The sequence below is a fragment of the Cocleimonas sp. KMM 6892 genome (assembly GCF_035798195.1).
Taxonomy (GTDB): Bacteria; Pseudomonadota; Gammaproteobacteria; order Thiotrichales; family Thiotrichaceae; genus Cocleimonas; species Cocleimonas flava.
The window spans coordinates 953906-973372 of record NZ_JAPFBV010000001.1 but is presented as its reverse complement, the minus strand read 5'-3'; the positions used below and the strand labels follow the sequence as shown (position 1 = coordinate 973372).

At 41.9% G+C, this 19467-nt stretch carries 14 protein-coding genes; 5 read left to right on the top strand and 9 right to left on the bottom strand.

Going from position 1 to position 19467, the window contains the following annotated elements; genetic code table 11:
* Positions 1-6: 6 nt before the first annotated feature.
* The 6 genes from OO007_RS04395 to OO007_RS04370 form a co-directional block, all read right to left on the bottom strand.
* Positions 7-408, bottom strand: coding sequence for a universal stress protein (locus OO007_RS04395; protein ID WP_131904787.1), 402 nt, complete (start codon positions 406-408; stop codon positions 7-9).
* Between the two features lie 89 nt (positions 409-497).
* Positions 498-1547 carry a TRAP transporter substrate-binding protein gene (locus OO007_RS04390; protein ID WP_131904786.1) on the bottom strand — a complete coding sequence of 350 codons (1050 nt, stop codon included), beginning with the start codon at positions 1545-1547 and terminating at the stop codon, positions 498-500.
* 153 nt (positions 1548-1700) lie between these two features.
* Entirely contained in the window at positions 1701-2198 is a 498-nt protein-coding gene (locus OO007_RS04385) for a TRAP transporter small permease subunit (RefSeq protein ID WP_325807885.1), read from the bottom strand.
* Positions 2199-2255: 57 nt separating this feature from the next.
* Positions 2256-3563, bottom strand: a complete 1308-nt coding sequence (locus tag OO007_RS04380) for a TRAP transporter large permease (RefSeq protein WP_131904784.1) — start codon at positions 3561-3563, stop codon at positions 2256-2258.
* A gap of 280 nt (positions 3564-3843) precedes the next feature.
* Complete coding sequence (gene mmsA / locus OO007_RS04375; protein ID WP_325807884.1) at positions 3844-5403, bottom strand: CoA-acylating methylmalonate-semialdehyde dehydrogenase; 1560 nt, start codon at positions 5401-5403, stop codon at positions 3844-3846.
* A 516-nt stretch (positions 5404-5919) separates the two neighbouring features.
* Positions 5920-8328, bottom strand: a complete 2409-nt coding sequence (locus OO007_RS04370) for a DNA polymerase II (RefSeq protein ID WP_325807883.1) — start codon at positions 8326-8328, stop codon at positions 5920-5922.
* A gap of 111 nt (positions 8329-8439) precedes the next feature.
* Between OO007_RS04370 and OO007_RS04365 the strand changes: the two genes are divergently transcribed.
* Positions 8440-10149 carry a hypothetical protein gene (locus tag OO007_RS04365; RefSeq protein WP_325807882.1) on the top strand — a complete coding sequence of 570 codons (1710 nt, stop codon included), beginning with the start codon at positions 8440-8442 and terminating at the stop codon, positions 10147-10149.
* Between the two features lie 24 nt (positions 10150-10173).
* Entirely contained in the window at positions 10174-10644 is a 471-nt protein-coding gene (gene ybaK / locus OO007_RS04360) for a Cys-tRNA(Pro) deacylase (RefSeq protein WP_325807881.1), read from the top strand.
* Positions 10645-10709: 65 nt separating this feature from the next.
* On the opposite strand, the gene OO007_RS04355 is transcribed toward ybaK, so the two are convergent.
* Entirely contained in the window at positions 10710-11612 is a 903-nt protein-coding gene (locus tag OO007_RS04355; protein ID WP_131904779.1) for a LysR substrate-binding domain-containing protein, read from the bottom strand.
* Between the two features lie 179 nt (positions 11613-11791).
* Between OO007_RS04355 and OO007_RS04350 the strand changes: the two genes are divergently transcribed.
* From OO007_RS04350 to OO007_RS04340, 3 genes are all read left to right on the top strand, one after another.
* Positions 11792-13828 (top strand): NADH:flavin oxidoreductase, encoded by a 2037-nt coding sequence (locus OO007_RS04350; RefSeq protein ID WP_325807880.1) that lies wholly within the window; start codon positions 11792-11794, stop codon positions 13826-13828.
* Positions 13829-14017: 189 nt separating this feature from the next.
* Positions 14018-14548 carry an acyl-CoA thioesterase gene (locus OO007_RS04345; RefSeq protein WP_131904777.1) on the top strand — a complete coding sequence of 177 codons (531 nt, stop codon included), beginning with the start codon at positions 14018-14020 and terminating at the stop codon, positions 14546-14548.
* 77 nt (positions 14549-14625) lie between these two features.
* The gene (locus tag OO007_RS04340) at positions 14626-15510 is read left to right on the top strand and encodes a DMT family transporter (RefSeq protein ID WP_325807879.1); all 885 of its coding nucleotides are present in this window, start codon (positions 14626-14628) and stop codon (positions 15508-15510) included.
* A gap of 109 nt (positions 15511-15619) precedes the next feature.
* On the opposite strand, the gene OO007_RS04335 is transcribed toward OO007_RS04340, so the two are convergent.
* Together OO007_RS04335 and OO007_RS04330 are read right to left on the bottom strand one after the other, a co-directional pair.
* A complete protein-coding gene (locus OO007_RS04335; RefSeq protein WP_131904775.1) occupies positions 15620-17248 on the bottom strand; it encodes an FMN-binding glutamate synthase family protein in 1629 nt (542 codons plus the stop codon).
* Between the two features lie 189 nt (positions 17249-17437).
* On the bottom strand, positions 17438-19279 hold the full coding sequence (locus tag OO007_RS04330; RefSeq protein ID WP_325807878.1) for a diguanylate cyclase: 1842 nt from the start codon (positions 19277-19279) through the stop codon (positions 17438-17440).
* Positions 19280-19467: the final 188 nt, after the last annotated feature.

Genomic DNA, 19467 nt, shown 5'->3' with positions numbered 1-19467 from the left:
AATTTCTTAACGTAATACGTGTACCGAACACTTAGAGTAGCGAACTACGCGTGCGGATGTGGAACCAAGAAAAAAGTCTTCTAATCCAGGCTTGTGAGAACCGATAATGATGCAATCCGCTTCAATTTTATTGGCATATTTTGAAATTTCACGTCCTGCCTGACCGTGTAGTATCTCAGACTCAACCGCTTCATCATGACAGCGCTCTGCCATCAAATCCTTAATCTTTTCGTATGCTTTGGATTCGACATCTTTAGAAACAAACGATTGAACAACATTATTTACAGGCTCTATAACATGCGCAACGATAATTTTACCGTTTTCAGAAACCAATAATTTAGCTGCTGCTAAGGCCCTATCACTAAAGCCTTGATTCAAGGCACTCGCAATCAATATTTTATTGTACATATTAACTCCAACATTACTCAATTTGAGTCTAAGGAAACAGGCCTGATTTAACTCAGGCCTGCAAACTTATGGACAAGTTTGAAAAGAAATTAAAGCTCGCCCTTATCCTTAAGGTATTGCTTCATGATTTCAACGCCTTTTGCATTACCTTCTGATCTTTCTGCAACTTTAGGCCAAACTTCAGCAATTGACTTGTCACGCATTCTCTTAACTTCATCAGGAGAGAAATTAATGACTTCACCGCCTGCATCTTCAAGAACCTTCAATGCTCCAGCCACGCCATCTGCATGGAGTTTGCTTGTTTCAAAATAAGTGCTTTTGAAGATTCCGTCGATTTTCTCTCTCTGCCAATCATTCAACTCGTTATATCTATCCAGGTTCAAGAATATTTCCTGATGCTGAGCGGGAGCCCAACCTGGCTGAGCTGCATATTTGATCACTTCGTGGAATGACATATCATCAATTCCGCCCGTATCCCAGTAAGTGCCGTCGATGGTGCCTAGTTTAATTGCGGTATATATTTCACCGCCACCCATTGAAACAGGTGAGCCACCCATGGCTGTGTGGAATATTGCCTGAGGACCACCAGCACGCATCTTCATGCCTTTTAAATCTTCCATTTTTCTAACGGGAGTTTTAGTAAACATGGCGTTAGGTCCCTGGTTTGTCCAACCAACCCATCTTAGGTTACGCTTTTTTGCCGCTTCCTGAATGATATCGCCAATTTTGTACTTAGGATCGCCAAACGTCACTTCCCACGCTTGCTCAGTACTGCTAGCACCCATTGCCAAGCCAAACGCCAACATACCTTCTGGCATATCTCCACTGTAGACAGAACCCCAACAAGCAGTTCCGTCGATTAAACCTGCAGCAGTTCCACCGAATGATTCAGACCCACTGGTGATAGCGCCAGATGGCTCCACCTTGATTTTAACAGTACCTTCGGTTGCTTCCTCTACTGCTTTAACCCAAGGAATAACACCGCTTCCCCATCCGGCATCGGATGAATCAAAACAGGGCTGAAAAACCCATTTGGTTACCTTGTCTGGTTTTCCACTGTCTGCTATTGCCGCTCCTGATACTGCGAGTAAACCCGTAGCATATAAGGCAGCGGATATCATCGTTATGACTTTTTTCATAGTTCTGCACCTCTGTAGTGTTAAAAAAATTACATTCGCTCAATACGTATCTTCCAACTTACTTATTGAACTCAATTACGCCCCTGAGTATGCAGGGGCCACATTCAGACGCTTACCTCAAAAAGGCTTACGACGAATTAAGTCTCCCACTCCTTATGACCTCAGAGTTCGTATATCGTTTACCAATTTTTTAATGACAACCAGAAGCATAATTATTCCTGTAATTGGAAAGAATATTTTCAGGGGATAAATAGGGAGCGGAATACTGGTTGGAGTGTGTTGGTTTAGCATTACAGACATCTTCGCCGCCTGATAGCCTTTCCATATAAGTACCCCGAGAAACAATATTGTGAAAACGACGGTGATAATGTCGCACACGGCTTTTTTCTTGGGTGAAAAGTTGGCATAAAAAAGATCCAGCTTTACGAATGCATTATCATTTAATGCATAGATACCTCCCACACAGGCCAATAGCACCATCGCAATTTGCAACGAGGTCGAAATCCAGAGGGAAGGAGCGTTTAAAACATATCGTAGAAATACGTCAGTAACACCAAGTACCATCAGATAAATAATCAGTAACCAACCAATGCGACCCATCATTTCAGCAATGAAGTCAATCGCCTTTTCTATTGTGTTCCACAATTTCATACTAGCCTCTTGATCGTAATTTATTTAATTTATAAAAAATGTTTCTCTAGCTCCTGCTTATTTCAAAAGTTCCGGTAGCCATGTAGCAATAGCGGGGAAGAAGAAAATCAGCATCAATCCAAGAAATTGCAGCGCTATAAATGGCCACACCGACCTGTATACATCGCCCATACTGACATCGGCGGGCAAAACACTTTTTAACCAGAACAGAACAAATCCAAAGGGTGGAGTTAGGTATGCAATCTGGATATTCACGATGAACAGAACACCAAACCAAAGCTTATCGATACCCAAAGAGTCAATAATCGGGATGAATAATGGTGTACACAGCATGATTATTGCCCAGTCATCCATTACCATTCCAAGTATCAGGATAATTGCCATCATCATCAGCAAAACGCCGTTTTCGCCACCCGGCATACTCAAAACTAACTCTGTTACAAGGTCCTGACTGCCAAGTGAATTGAAAACATTCAGATAGATATTGGAGGCAATCAAAATCCATAACCCCATACCGCTTAGTTTCACGGTCGCTGTTAAGGACTCTCTCAATACTTCCCAGGTTAATTTTCCGTAAATCAGGTTGATAACGAATGCGCCTGTGGCACCAAAAGCAGCAGCTTCTGAAGGTGTTGCTATTCCACCCCAAATTGCTCCCAGCACAATGACAATCAATAACATGAAAGGCCAAATGCTGACTAATGACTGTAGTTTCTCGCCTCGGGTAAATTGTTCATCCGCAGGTGTTGGTGGCCCCATATGTGGCTGTAAACGACAGCGAATGCCAATGTAGGTCATATAAAACAATGCGAGCATTAAGCCCGGTATTATTCCGCCAAGAAACAATGCACCAATGGAAACCTTAGCCAGCAGACCATAGAAAATAAAAGGAACACTTGGCGGGATCAGAGCACCCAATGCACCACCCGCGCCAATCGAGCCGATGGCTATATCTCTGCTGTAGTTATATTTGATCATCGATGGATAGGCGATTTGCCCCATCGTGATGGTTGCTGGAGGAGTAATACCGGTAATCGCCGCAAATATTGTACAGACCTGCACGGTTCCCATGGCTAAACCACCTGCGACATGACCTATTAATTTATAAACCGCATCATAGGCCGCTTCGGCTATCCCCGAAAATCGTATCAGACTCCCCATAAATAGAAACAGCGGGACAGTCACCAAGACGTTATTCCATGGTGTGGAGTAGAAAGCACTGGGGATGGTTAACAATGATCGTGGGACAAAGATAGCAGCAAAAATAACCGCCGTACCACCTAGGCCAAGCGCCACAGGCAAGCCAAGAAATAGCGCTACAAATAAACATAAGAAATAAAGTAAGGTGATAATTTCTATACTCATAACAACCCATCCATTTTTATAATCATGAAGACTTCTCCCGCTCTATTAATTTAAATATTTTAATGCTGAGCTGCACACTTAAGCTAAGTGTTTCATCGCTACATCTACTACTTCTGCTCTACATCTTTTCTCGCTGCTTTATATATTTCTGATTACTTTCACTAACGTTAAACTTGTTAAAGGTGTCTGTAATTTTCCCAAAGTGAAAACTACAGACACTTAATTTTTTGCACTTAACTGTTAACGACGTAATTTTCAGTTATATAGTCAGAGTCTCTTTTTATGAGGCGATACAACTTCTGACGTTGCCTTTGCCAGCTGACTCCGTAACTTTTTGCTCCCCACCTGACGACTGTTCTGCAGACAGATTCTGTGGTGGAGCTACCCTGATAGTTGACACTTTGTTCTGGGTAAAGAAATCAAAGCCGTCTTTTCCTTGTACCTTGTTATTTCCAATCAGTGAATCCTTGATGCCACCAAAGGGCATATAAGGATGAGGCGCACAAACACCCACATTGATGCCGACCATGCCGACATCCGCTTCATTCATGAATTTTTCAGCCAGATACATATTCTGGGTAAACAGACAGGCGCCATTGCCTGTTGATTGCTTGCGGATAAGATCAAGCGCATCATCCATATCCTTAATCTTCATCACCGATAATACTGGCCCGAAGATCTCTTCCTGTACGATTTCCATACAAGGCGTAACATCAGCAAAAATCGTTGGCCCAACAAAATAGCCGTCTTTATTGGCCTCCGGCAAATCAGGATTGCGACCATCAAGGACTAACCTTGCACCAGCATCAATGCCGCTTTGAATGAAATTCTCGATTCTTTGCTTGGCCTGTGATGAAATAACGGGACCCATGAAGACGTCTTCGTTCATGGCATCACCCACAACAATCTTCTTGGTAGCTTCGGTCAAACGTTCGATCACTTTGTCGTAGAGATCAGGCATAAGCGCAATAATCGAGCTGGCTAGACATCTTTGTCCTGCTGAGCCATATCCAGATTGCACAATATTGTTGATCAATAAGTCGATCTGCGCATCTTCCAGTGCTACCAGATAATTTTTAGCTCCGCCGAGTAGCATGGTTTTCTTGCCAACTCGACCGCATGCTTCTGCAATACTCTTAGCGGTTGGGGAAGAACCAACCAGACATACACCCACGACTTCGGGCATCTTATACCAGGTTTCAGCAACTTCTCTTTCGCCATAAACAATATTCACAACACCTTTTGGTAGGCCAATATCGTTCAATAACTGCGCCATTTTCTGCATGAACAGCGGCGATTCCATCGAAGGTTTAAACACAAATGTGTTACCTGCAGCAATCGCAAAAGGAATAAACCAGCCAAACACTAACGCTGGAAAATTAAAAGGCGCGATGCCACAAAAAACACCTAGTGGCTGACGGGTTACACGTCCGTTGATGCCATCTGCAATCTGATCCAGCATCTCTCCCTGCAAAAGCGAAGGTGCGTTGCAAGACATTTCAACTATCTCGATTACCCTCTGCACTTCACCACGTGCTTCACTGATATGTTTAGCCTGGTCGATAGCAATCGATTCAGCCAATGCTTCGTGGTTGTTCTTCATTGCCTCACGAAGTGCAAAAAGATATCCCACGCGTTTTCCGATAGGCACTTTTCGCCACGTCAAAAAAGCTTCGTGGGATGATTTGACGGCTGCTTCAACAGTCGCCTGACTCGCAACAGGAACCTCTCCGATCTGTTCACCTGTCGATGGATTATAAAGTGGCAGGATTGTTTCATTCTCATCCGTTACCCATTCGCCATCAATAAAGTTTTTAATTCGAATTGTATCAACCATCATCATCCTCTCTCTCGCATCGTTGTTTTTAGAAACAAAAAGTCTAAAGCTTGAAAACACTGAGCAGTAGAACCAACTTTCTTTACCAAATGGACCAGAGAGGCATTTCCTTAATATTTTAGTAATAAATTTGTGTCCTAGTAATAACTATAGACAAGATTCAGAGTTTACTTGAAGCCAGTTGCAAGAAACTTATAGTGCCAGTGGAAAAAAGTGAGCTAGATAGCGACCTCCGTGTGTGTTCACCTAAGACTAGAATCAGCAATAACGCGGGGTATAGGGTAATTTTTTGGAAATAAACAAAGTAAAATCTAAAAAGAAATACTGAAAAAAATAATGATGACTGCTTAGATAAACATCATCGTAATTAAATAAATTAGACGAATAATTGACCTAAAAAAGCATGAAATCGCTTACATAATCCTGAAATTCACTTCAAAAATGAGACTTTCTGCTTATAAGAAAAGGTCAATTAGCTGTGATTTATTTAAGCCACCCCCCTACTTAGAGGCGTTTTTTTTAACCAAATACGTCAAGCTGGCGCGCTGTGATTTTTTCGAATGTTGTGTCTAAAAAATACAAAATACTATCCGCTACAGGTGCCAATTGTTTGTCCACATAATGCTGATAATCCGGAATAGAATCTAAACTTTCGATCGGTTCTGGACCATTCAAAGTGATGACATATTGGATTTTTCTGCCGGGATTTTTCATTTTTCGCGCCGCTTTAACCTGTGGTGGCTGAGTGCTGGTATAACTTTCCAGTGGTCTGCGTAAACGCTTGGTATAAGTTAATTTATGATTTAATTCACCATTAATCAAAGCATCGTGTGTTTCTGAAATATAGTCTTCATAGGGCTGATTATTGAAGATGCGTTTATATAATTCCTGTTGAAATTCTCGTGCCAAAGGCGTCCAGTCTGTACGCACTGTTTCTAAGCCTTTAAAGACCATTAACTTCTCTGAATTTTCATCCGCGCCAGTTTGAATCATTCCAGCGTAGCGTTTTTTACTGCCCGTTTCAGCACCTCGAATAGTGGGCATTAAGAAGCGTAGGTAATGTGTTTCGAATTCAATTTCCAGGTTAGACTCGATGTCAAACTCATCCTGCAAATGCTGTTTCCACCAGACATTCAAGATTGTTTGTAATTGCACTCCGATAGTCTGGCATTCACTTCTCTCTTTCCCCTCACCCAGTAATACAAAGACGGAATCGGTGTCCCCATAAATGACAGAATAGCCTTGCTGCTCAATGAGCTCTTTGCTGGTTTGTATAATTTCATGACCGCGCATGGTGATGCTACTGGCGAGTTGTGGATTAAAAAAACGACAACCAGACGAGCCCAGAACACCGTAAAAGGAATTCATGATGATTTTAATCGCATACGATAAGGGCTTATTGTCTTCTTTTTTTGCCTCGTCACGTTGCTGCCAAAGTCGGGTAACAATATCGGGCAATATGTGTTTTTCGCGTGAGAATTCTGCCTCTAAAAAACCGGGGATAGTGTCATCTAAGTGATGTTGCGAAAGCCCTTCAGCGAGTCCCATCGGATCAATTTTGAAGGTTCTGATAATGCTCGGGTACAGGCTTTTAAAATCCAGTACCAGCACATTCTCATACAAACCCGGCAATGAATCCATCACATAGCCACCGGGACTAGTCTTGGTATTAAGTTGGCTCCCGATATCTGATGCCACATAGCCTTGTCGATGCAATCTGGGTAAATAGAGATTATCAAACGCCGCCGTCGAGCCACCCTGTCGATCGATCGCCAGTCCCGTCATTTTTGCGCGCTGAATGGAAAAGCTGAGCATGTCAGTTTTCTCAAAAATATCGGCAACTAATCGACAATCTTCCAGGTTGTATTCAGCCAAAGCGACGGGGTCTTCTTGATATTGACGACGTATCTCGTTTAATTTATCTAATGGCACCCCCCCACTTTGAGCGCTATTTTTATCTTCACTAATCAGCTTTTTACGACCCAATAGTTGTTCGGCGACATGATCCAGAGCAAAGCTTTCAAACGAATAAAATGCACCTCGTAAACAGGTGATTCCATCTAGAACAACTCTACCGGGTATTCGGGCAATGTACAGTTGGCCGCTGACTTGTGGCGTGAGTATGGCTGAATTTTGATAACTCGATGCTCCGCCAGCATTTTTGCTGTCTCTTTTATTCCCTCTGCCAATATCAAATGGCAAGTGCAATTGCTTACATTTCCATTGCAGAAAATCCAGATCGAATGCCACGACATTCCAGCCGATGATGACATCAGGATCGTGCTGTTTCATCCATTGGAAAAACTGTTGTAGCACATCTCTTTCACTGTAACACCAGTGAATATTTCCATTTCCCTTGTGCCTTTCTGGTTCGTCTTTATTCATAAAGACTACTTCAACATCGTTGCTCGTTACGGCAATGGAATACAGCTTTCCTCTGAGGTCTTCTGTTTCGATATCCAGTGAAACCACGTTGAATTCAGGCTCATATTCTGCGGGTTTCATCACTGGGTTTATGAATTCGAGATACCCTTCGCGCTGAATCGCGTCACCACTAATTTCAACAGAAGCGGTGATAAAGCGCTCCATCAGATAGCGTTCGGTGGGTTTAATTTCAGACTCTAGTAATTGCTGCTTATTGTAAGCGAGATGCTCACGCAATGTATTCAGCTGGCGTTGCTGCGGGAAATATAGACCATCTACCGCTTCGTGATCGAAAGTTTTCAACTCAAGTGGTTTGCGTTGAACCGAAGCATCTACTTTTAAAGCATTAGAGCGTCGAACAAAACAAACGGCTTGCTGTCTATCTATCAAGATATGTACAGGGCCCTGTTCAGTACTCACCCAAAAACTTAGGTTGATTCCATCCGCAGTGTCGCGCCATTGCCTGCTTAAAATGAAGCCCAATAATTTTTGTTTTTTGTACATATTCCACATTTTAACGTAATAAACTTTGATAAACTGCGCTGTTATTAACTGTTTTAATCAGTAAAAACATAACAAAGCATATTCACAACTATAAACGCGAAGGTACTCACATTGAAATTATTTAACAAAGCACTCTCAGGCTCTACACTTGCCCTGGCAGTTTCACTGGTGGCTGTTTCTACAACGGCTGTACACGCTGATGGTTTTTTCTCAAACTTATTCGGTGGATCAAAAAGTGGAGCTGGCTTTGAAAGCATGTTGGCACATGTTCCCGCTGATACGTCTTATTTACTGGCGAATAAAAATGCTATCCCTGAAGAAGTCATGGAATACCATTTAAAGCGTGGTAAAGACATGCTTGCCATGTTCTCAAAAGCGCAGGCTAAATCAGATGCTGATGATAAAGCCGAGAGCGAAGAAAAAGAGAGTCCTGATGCTGAGAAGTTCTTCAACGCACTAATGGCAGACTATAGTGACTTACTCGCTAAAGATAAGTTTGAAGAAACAGGTCTTTCGAAGAAAGCCAATAGCATGGTTTATGGTTATGACATGATGCCTGTGATGCGCATTAGCTATGCCAGCAAAGAAAAGCTAATGGCTATGATCAAACGCGCTGAAGAAAAATCCGGCTACAAAGTAGAATTCATTAAATGTGGCGATCTAGACTGCTTTACGTCAACGAACCCAACGGGTGAGATGGCAATAGCTTTAGTCTTCCTGGAAAACCAGATTGCAGTATCTGCATTTACACCTGATAAGAAAGAAGCGATGATTTCTCATCTTACTGGCAAAGCGGATCCTAAAGAATCTTACAGCGTTACTAAGTGGGATACATTCTTAAAAGACAATGACTACAAAGGTTATGGCGACGGCTTCGTCAACTTAAAGAGTGTTTTCAACAAATCGAAACCATTGATTGCGGAAAGCATGAAAGGTGAAGTTGATGATAAAGAATTAGAAGGTTGTTTAGCGGTTGTCGAGCAACACGTAGACAATATGCCTGAAATTCTACTGGGTACTAAAGAATTAAAAGCGGCGTCTATGAAGTACGAATTATTGATGAAGACCTCTCCGGCAGTGAGCACCAGCCTGCAAACGCTAGCGAACCCAAGCAATATTCCGCAACGTGCTGATGGTTCCATCTTCGAATTCGGTGTGAATATCGACTTCAAAAAGCTACGTGATGCACTTACGGATTACTCAAGCTTCTTGATCGCAGCAGGCGAAGCAAATAAATGTACTTCAATCAAACCACAAGAAATCCGTAAAGGTATGGGTGGCATGGCGATGGTAATGAATATGGGGCTGTCTCAATTCAAATCTATTTATGCTTCAGTCTCTGATGTTGAGCTGGATGACAGCATGCAACCTAAAAAGATTGATGCTTATATTTCATTAGGAACAGACGACCCTAAAGGCTTGCTTTCTATGGTTGGCATGATGGCTCCGCCACTAATGTCTTTAAAAATTCCTGATGATGGATCTGCTGTAAAACTGCCTGATGGACTTATTCCTAGCCGAGGTCAACCGGTTCCGGATATCTACTTAAGCAAAAGTGACAAGTCATTAAACATTATGGTCGGCAACGATAAGCCTTCTTTGGTTGAATATAAAAATGACAAACCACAAATCTCTTTCTCGGGTATCGATGGCAAACGTTATATGGAAAAAATTGCCAGCATTATGAAAAAGGCGATGCCTGATAACAAAGATGTGGAAATGATGGAATCAGTCGGCGGTATGTCTGGCAAATTCTTATCTGAAACCAGTGCAGATAAACGCGGCTTAGTGATTAACTACCACCTTATGTATGACAAATAAGGCTGTAAAGAGAGATCATTGCAAATGACTCCAGCAGTCGATGCAGCCAAGAAAGCAGGTATTCAGTATACATTACATGAATACTCGCATGATTCGCAGGCTTCTTCCTATGGGGAGGAAGCCGCGAATTTACTCGATATTTCCCCCAATCGGGTTTTCAAAACATTGCTGATTGCATCAACTGATTCAAATCAACTTGCGGTTGCGATTGTTCCCGTTAGTAATCAACTCAATTTAAAATCTGCGGCTAAAGCACTGGGCTTTAAGAAAGCATCAATGGCTGATCCGGCAGAAGCTGAAAAAGCGACAGGTTATATTCTGGGTGGCATCAGCCCACTCGGGCAGAAAAAACGCTTACCCTTTGTTCTAGATGAAACTGCTACTGGCTTTGGAACGATTTATGTCAGTGCAGGTAAACGAGGTCTGGAAATAGAATTAGCCCCAGGCGATTTAATTAAGCTTTGTAATGCCAAAACAGCAAATATAAAAGCCTAAATTATTAAAAAGGCACCCCCCTACTTTGGACGGTATTATTCAGACCCGATTCTTATTCATACTTTCTAACTCGCTATCTCCGCCAACAACCAATCTCTCAACAGCATAACCGCCTGATTTTTTGCTTTATTCTTAGGGATAATTATATAAAAAGGGTGATATGTTTTGATTTCAAGATCCAATGGCGCAATCAATTTTCCCTGCTGAATGAGTGGGTCTATCAAATGCTTCCACCCCAGTGCTATACCTTGCCCTTCTAAAACCGCTTGCACCACAACCGAGTAATCATTGAAGCTCTCTTCTGCTTTGGAATTACTGTAGTTCAGGTTTGCATCTTCAAATAAATCCTGCCAATCAAAGCGATGTGTATAACGCTCCTCAAGGTGGATTAAGGCATGATCCGCCAAGTGTTCGATTTTGCTTAATGGTGGTGAAGTTTTTAAATACGCAGGGCTACAAACAGGCGTTATCACCTCATCGACAAACTTGTAGCGTTCGAAACCGTCCCAGCTAACTTGCCCCAGTGGAAAACATAAATCAAAACCACCATTCTGTACTTCGTTATCGGTATCTTGCGTAATACAGCGTAACTGGATATTCGGATGGCTCTGTTTAAATTTAGCAATACGTGGCATCAACCAGTGGCTCGCTAATGAAGTTGAGATATGCAGCGTAATCTCATACTGGTTTTCAACCATCAAAGCTTCCAGCCCTTGTTGTATAGAACCAAACCCTTTACTCAAATAATGAGCGAGCACTTCACCTTCACTGGTCAGCTTTACACCGTCATGCTGGCGCTTGAACAAGGTGGTATCGAGAATGGACTCTAATTGCCTAACCGCATGGCTTATCGCAGGCTGGCCGACATTAAGCGTTTCTGCAGCACGGGTAAAGCTGCTGGTTTTAGCTGCAATATGAAATGCCAGTAAAGACTTATTGTTGAGCAGATTGATATTAATTTTTTTCATGTCATTTATGAAAACGAGAGACGTTCTCCATCATATTAGTAGCTGGTATATTAATCTCACTATTCTAGTAGAAATTTTTGACATGACTTTAACTAATGAAGAAACCAAAACACACCCCCCTACTTTTAGGCCATTTTTTGATAATTAAGTAAACAACCGACTACACCGAGGATAAACCTTTGACTAACGATCCACTTTTACAGCCTTATCAGTTAAAACATTTAACCTTAAAAAATCGCATCATGATTACCAGCCATGAGCCTGCTTATCCTGAAGATGGCATGCCCAAAGAACGTTATGCGGCCTATCATGCTGAGCGCGCCAAAGCTGGTGTTGCATTAACCATGACAGCGGGATCGGCTGCAGTATCCAAAGACAGCCCGCCGGTATTTAATAATATTCTGGCGTATAAAGATGAAGTCGTACCTTGGATTCAACAACTAACAGATGCCTGCCATGAACACGATTGTGCAGTAATGATTCAGTTAACCCATTTAGGACGTCGCACCGGTTGGGGCAAAGGTGACTGGTTGCCAGCGATATCATCATCACACCGCCGCGAACCATCACATAGAGCCTTTCCCAAAAGAATTGAAGATTGGGATATTACGCGCCTGATTAAAGATTATGCAGATGCCGCCGAACGCATGAAAGCGGGCGGTATGGATGGCATCGAACTGCAAGCTTATGGACACTTGATGGATCAGTTCTGGTCCCCGATCACTAACTCTTTGGACGCCCCTTATGGTGGTGATTTAAAAAATCGGGTTCGCTTCACCATGGAAGTACTGGAAGCAATACGTGAGCGTGTAGGCCCAGATTTTTTAGTCGGTATGCGTTACACCGCTGATGAAGTCCACAAGCAAGGTTTAACACCCGAAGATGGCATCGAAATATCTAAACTATTCCGTGACAGTGGCATGGTGGATTTTCTCAATGTAGTGCGTGGACGTATCAACCACGATGCTGGCTTAACCGATCTCATTCCGATTCAGGGAATGCCTAGTTCTCCGCATTTAGATTTTGCGGGGCAAGTCAGAAAAGAAACAGGCATGCCAACGTTTCATGCTGCGAAAATTCCCGATATTGCAACAGCCCGACATGCTATCTCGGAAGGTCTGTTAGATATGGTTGGTATGACCCGTGCTCATATCGCTGATCCGCATATTTTGCGTAAGATTACACAGGGGCGCGAACACGATATTCGCCCTTGCGTTGGCGCTAATTACTGCCTGGACCGTATCTATCAGGCAGGTGATGCATTGTGTATGCATAACGCGGCGACGGGTCGTGAGCTAACCATGCCACATGATATTCCAAAAGCCACTACGCAAAAGAAAGTTGTTATTGTTGGCGCTGGCCCTGCAGGTCTAGAAGCGGCACGCGTTGCTGGCGAACGCGGACATACAGTGACTGTTCTCGAAGCTGCTGCTGAAGCGGGTGGACAAGTGCTTCTCACAGCGTTATCTAAACGTCGTCAGGATATGATCGGTATTATCGACTGGCGCATGCAACAGTGTAAGGACTTAGGTGTCGAGTTTAAATTCAATACCTATGCAGAAGCCGACGAGGTAAATGCAGAAAACCCTGATGTAGTCATCATCGCTACAGGCGGTTGGCCAGATACTGAAGTATTAGAAACAGGTAACCATTTGGTTTCATCCAGCTGGGATATTATTTCTGGGCATGAAGCTCCGGGGAAGAATGTGCTTATCTTTGACGACGCGGGTGATCACCCTGGTTTGCAAGCTGCCGAAGTTATCGCTAACACCGGCGCTAAAGTTGAAATCATGACGCCTGACAGAAGTTTTGCACCCGAAGTCATGGCAATGAATCTGGTGCCTTATATGCGTAGCCTTCAAGATAAAGACGTGACCTTCACTGTTACCCGAAGACTGATGGATGTTATGCAGGAAGGGGATCAACTAAAAGCCATTATTGGCACCGATTATAGCGACCTTAGAGAAGATAAATTCTACGACCAAGTGATCATAAATCATGGAACACTGCCGATGGAAGATTTGTATTTTGATCTCAAGCCTCTTTCTTCCAACCTTGGCGCTGTTAATTATGATGCCTTGATCGAAGGTAAACAGCAGGATTTCAAAGAGAACCCTGAAGGATCGTTTCAGTTATTTAGAATTGGTGATGCGGTATCTGCACGTAATACGCACGCCGCAATTTACGATGCACTGCGTTTGATGAAAGACATTTAATTGGCGTTTTGTTAACGAGAAGGATGAGAACACCTGCCCCTTACTTATCAGGCTCTGCTAAAAATAGGCCTCATAAGTAGGGGGGTGTCATTTTGTGTATTAACATTAGGTATTTAACTCGATATATATCATGCATTTTAATCAATGACTGCTATATTCAAGCACTAAATAACAAATCTAATATCCAATATGTATCCTTTTATTAAACTCATTATTACCGTTGTTAAAGCTAAATACCGTCCGAAACTAGCACTTGAAGATGAGAGTGTGTTGCACCTTCGTGCTGGATTTCTGGATGTTGACATGTTTGGCGAATTAAATAATGCACGCTACTTCAATTATATGGAATTAGGTCGTTGGGATTATTCACAGCGCGTTGGTTTCGTTGGCCTGATGAAAAAACAAGGCTGGGGAGTAGCGGTGGGTGGTGCGAGTATTCGTTACCGTCGACGAATTCCTTTTATGCACAAATTCACCATGACTTCTAAAATGATTTGTCATGATGGCCGATGGATTTACTTTTTGCAGGAAACGCATCGCAAAGATCAGATCTGCTCTTCTGCATTGATGAAAGTCTGTGTGACCTCTAAAGATGGACTGGTTCCTGCCCCAGAGGTTCTTGCGGCATTGGGTACGGAAGATACATTTGCTGATGTACCTGATTGGGTTGCGGCATGGATAGAAGCTGAAAGCCAGCGCCCCTGGCCTTCGTCGCAATAGCCATAGCTACAAAAATTAATAGCTTATTTTATTTAGCCAATGACTATACTCACAGTTTGTATTAATTAGAGTCTATTTTGGATAATTTAAGAGGAAGCCTCTTCATGGTGCTCGCAATGGCGTGTTTCACCTTTGAAGACATGTTTATCAAGGTGGCTTCGGAATCTGTGCCTGTTGGTGAAATTTTAATCTTTTTTGGTATTGGCGGTACCTTTGCGTTTATCGCTTTAACGCTACGCCGCAATGAAGTCATCATCAATCCCGCGATTAAATCTAAACCTATCTTACTACGAACCTTCTTCGAAGTTTCTGGGCGGGTCTTTTATACCTTAGCGATTGTTTTCACACCGCTTTCTAGTGCCTCGGCCATCCTGCAAGCGACACCTTTAGTGGTTGTGACCGGCGCTGCCATTTTCTTTGGAGAAAAAGTGGGCTGGCGACGCTGGACCGCAATCATAGTGGGTTTCATTGGCGTGTTGATGATTTTACAACCCGGACTGGAAGGCTTTGAAACCGCATCTATTCTAGCCGTTCTAGGCACATTGGGATTTGCAGGGCGAGACCTGACAACACGCGCAGCACCCAAGGGACTGTCAAATACTCAACTAGGCATTTATGGTTTTTTTGTGTTAATTCCTATCGGCATAGTTATGTTAAGCATTAGCGGTGGAGCAGTAATACCAAGCCTATTCCCCGCATTACAAATTTTAGGTGCGATAGTCTTTGGGGTGATTGCATACTATTCGTTAACCATTGCCATGCGTACTGGCGAAGTATCGGTAGTCACGCCCTTTCGTTATATCCGTTTAGTCTTTGCTTTGATTCTGGGAATGCTGGTGTTCTCTGAACAGCCCAGTTTCATGACTTTAGTAGGCAGTGCGGTGGTTGTTAGCAGTGGTCTTTACACCCTGCTTCGTAGTAAACAGGGTACGTCTAAAAACCTAGTAAAGGAAACTGGTTGATACACAGAACGGTTAATTTATAACGACAGAAAATCCCCCTCAAAGTAGGGGGGGGTGGCTAATCTTAAAAGCAGCATCTTGATCTGCATTAAAATATCATTCAACAGTGTTAATCAGCTAATGCAGGCTTCTTTTTAACGACCGGATTTAACTCCCAGGTATCGGCATTCGCCATATCCCAACTTCTTTGCCATTTTTCAGGAATAGTCTTCTTAGATAATAAACACCCTTCTTCCAGTGTTTCATAAATATCGTAATAACTTTTAATTTCAGTGGCACTCGCACGTCGATTAATATGCCAGGGCATCACTTCTTCAGTGTGATTAATTCCAGCGACTTCAAGTAACTCCACGATGTGTTTCACCATCGAATGGTGGTAATTTGCTACTCTCTGGCCTTTATCAGTAACATCTAGGGCTTCATAACGAACGGGCTCTTGGGTTGCAATTCCGGTTGGGCATTTATCGGTATTACAATGTCTGGATTGAATACAACCAAGCGCGAACATCATGCCACGAGCTGAGTTTATGGTATCTGCTCCTAACGCTAATACCCGCATCATGTGGAATGCTGAAATCACTTTGCCTGCCGCTATGATTCTAATGTCATCCCTGACTCCAGTGCCGATTAAGGCATTATGAACAAAACTAAGGGCGTCCCTTAAGGGCATTCCGACAGAGTTTGCCATTTCTATTGGCGCTGCGCCGGTACCACCTTCAGAACCGTCTACAGTTACGAAATCAGGTGTTAGTCCGGTCTTTTTCATCGCTTTACAGATAGCCAGAAATTCAGCTTTATGTCCGATGCATAACTTAAAGCCAACGGGTTTCCCGCCGCTTTTTTCGCGTAAGTTTGCAACAAATTCGAGTAAGCCTTCAGGTGATGAAAAAGCGGTATGTGCAGGAGGAGAAACAACGTCTTTACCCATTTCAACACCGCGAATATCCACAATTTCCTGTGTTAATTTTGCCGCTGGCAATATGCCGCCATGACCAGGTTTTGCACCTTGAGATAACTTTATCTCAATCATTTTAATTTCTTCACGAGAGGCCATTTTGATAAATTTTTCCTCATCAAAACCACCAGTGGCATTATTTCTGCAACCAAAATAACCAGTGCCTATTTGCCAGATTAAATCACCCCCATGCTTAAGGTGATAAGGGCTAACGCCACCCTCGCCAGTATTATGTGCAAAATTATCTATCTTCGCGCCTTTGTTCAGCGCCATGATTGCGTTCTTACTCAAAGCGCCGTAGCTCATCGCTGATATATTTAAGGGCGATGCTGAATATGGCTTGCTACAATTTTTTGCACCAAAGATCACTCGTGGGTTTTTATCTTCTATTACGTGTGGCTGAAGAGAGTGGTTGATCCATTCATAACCTTGCTCATAAACATCAAACACAGTACCAAATGCACGAGTATCTCTAACCCCTTTTGCGCGTTGATAAACTAAAGCACGGAATTCTCTACTTATTGGTTTTCCGTTAGTTTCATCTTCAATAAAGTATTGTTGAATCTCAGGGCGGATATATTCCATAAAGTATCGGAGGTGCCCTATAAAAGGATATATTCTTAATAACGTAGAAGTCTTCTGACTCATATCCCTAATGCCTACTAAAATAATTGGCAAAACAATGAGGAAAAGCCAAAGAATAGGTTTCCAAATAAATGAAAACAGGAGAATGAAAAGGGAGACTACAATTGAGCTTATTATGAATCCTGTACGGACTGTCATATTAAAAACCTTAAGAAAAATATATAAAGAATATCATCCTTATATTAGTAGTTGAATTTTAAAGTGTCTTTACTTTTAGCGTTTAGTTTAGAATTCACTACGCATAAAAAAGGCTGTTATATAAACAGCCTTTAATTAATTTCTTTTTAAAACTTGATCAATGAAACAGAAGGTTTAACTCACTTTTATTTATTTTGCGGTTATCCAGATATTTTTAGGTTTCTCTTTCTTCTTTTCTGCGCCAACGGATAAGATCTCGTCTGTGAGGTCTTCAGGCTTATGAGGTAAGTCGTCCAGCAACGCTTCTAATTCTTTCTTTTGTAACTCTGCTTCTTTATCTAAAGTTTTATTCACTGGAAGCGGTTTTTTATTAACTTCTTTTGATTTTAATGCATTCCCTGGGAAAACATAGCTGGAAACATGGTTTCTTCCTGCTTCTTTAGATTCATACATCGCTTCATCGGCAAACTTAAGAAGTTGATCGAGCGATTTAGCGACCATAGCAGGGCAATTTACTGTACCTACAGAGAGTGATAATGGAATACTTGTGCCTTCCCATAAAATAGGTTGGTCTTGTACATTCTTACGTAAGTTTTCTGCAATTTTGACCATTATATCGTCAGTACAGTTATTGATATAGACGACGAATTCATCACCACCCAATCTAGCAGGAATATCTTTACTACGCGTGCTTTCTTTCATGATCGTAGCAATGTGTTTTAGTGCTAAATCGCCCGCTTCGTGACCATATTCATCATTGATAAACTTAAATTTATCAACGTCAATGACGATAATACCCACATTCTCTTTGCCTTTTCGTGCAATGATTTTATTTACTGAATCTTCGAAGAAACGTCTATTTGCAATCTTGGTTAAGTGATCATTACTGCTCATCTTATACAAATATCTATTGGTTGCGCGAAGTTTAGCTGTAGCTTTCTCGATATCCTTACTCAATGAGTAGTTAAGTTTTCGCACTTCTCTATTTGATTTATGCAATCTACTTACTAATGCAGACAATGCATTCCAGAGTTCTGATACTTCAATAGGGCTGTTTTTGGGAATCTTACCCAAGTTAAAGTTATCTGATCTTGTGCCAATTTCTTTAGATTTAACAACCAGAGAGTTCAATGGTTTAGTGATCTGTTGAGCCAGTATATAAGCAACTAACAACGAAATAATAATGCCCACTGCTAACCACGTTAATACGGTATTTATGACTTCTTTAAATGGAGAGACCAACTCTGATTCTGGCTGAAGTATCATTACACCCCAACCTAGTTTTTCTATTGTGCTGTATCCAACCACAACATCTTCATCAAGATAAGGAGAATGGAATGTCCAAAGCCCATTCATAGAATCTTTCATCTTATCCATAATGCCGATGGATGAAATATCGCGAATTTGTTGCTCTAATTCTTTACTAGGATGAGCTACCACTTGACCTAGCTGGTCTACAATGACGCAATGACCTTTTTCACCAAACTGAATCTTGTTACACATTTCACGTACAGGTGCCAAATCAAGTTCGACGAAGATTGTTCCTATTTTATTTAAGTCTTTGCCGATAATATGATGCTTCATCAACACTACTGGCTTGTTGGATACCGAACTATTTAGAACAGAAGATATAGAATTTACGGTGTCATATTTTCTGTATTTATTTTCTGTCTGGTGATAAGGAAAAGAGTTAAGCGATCCAGTTGATCTAATTTTATATTCGTCTTTAACAGAAACAACGGATGAACCATCTTCTATAGATAGAAATGATATTGCGACGAAGTTATCTAAAGTATTGACATACTTATCTGTCAGAGCTTTTATCCCATTAATATTTTTCGTTGAAAGGTTGGTTGAGTTTACAAAGGTATTTAAATTCTTTTGGTAAGACGAGAAATATTGACTCACGGGTAGCGTCATGTTTTTTGCGATCAGCAAATGTTTTTCCTTCAACTCATTCTGAGCACTATCCCACGAGTGCTGACTGAGGCTGGAAATAATAAACCCTAGAGGTAACAACAGGACGAACACAAAGCTTCCCATTACCAATCGATTTATTGAACGAGTTAAGAACTGATGCATATAACTAATTGATGTTTTTTCTTATTTTTATATAGTGACATTGTAAATTATTGTCACTAACTAAACAAAAGTAAGCAGACAAAAGGTTCATGTATTACTGTTAACTATCGGCTTTAAAGCGCCATTTAGAGTAATAA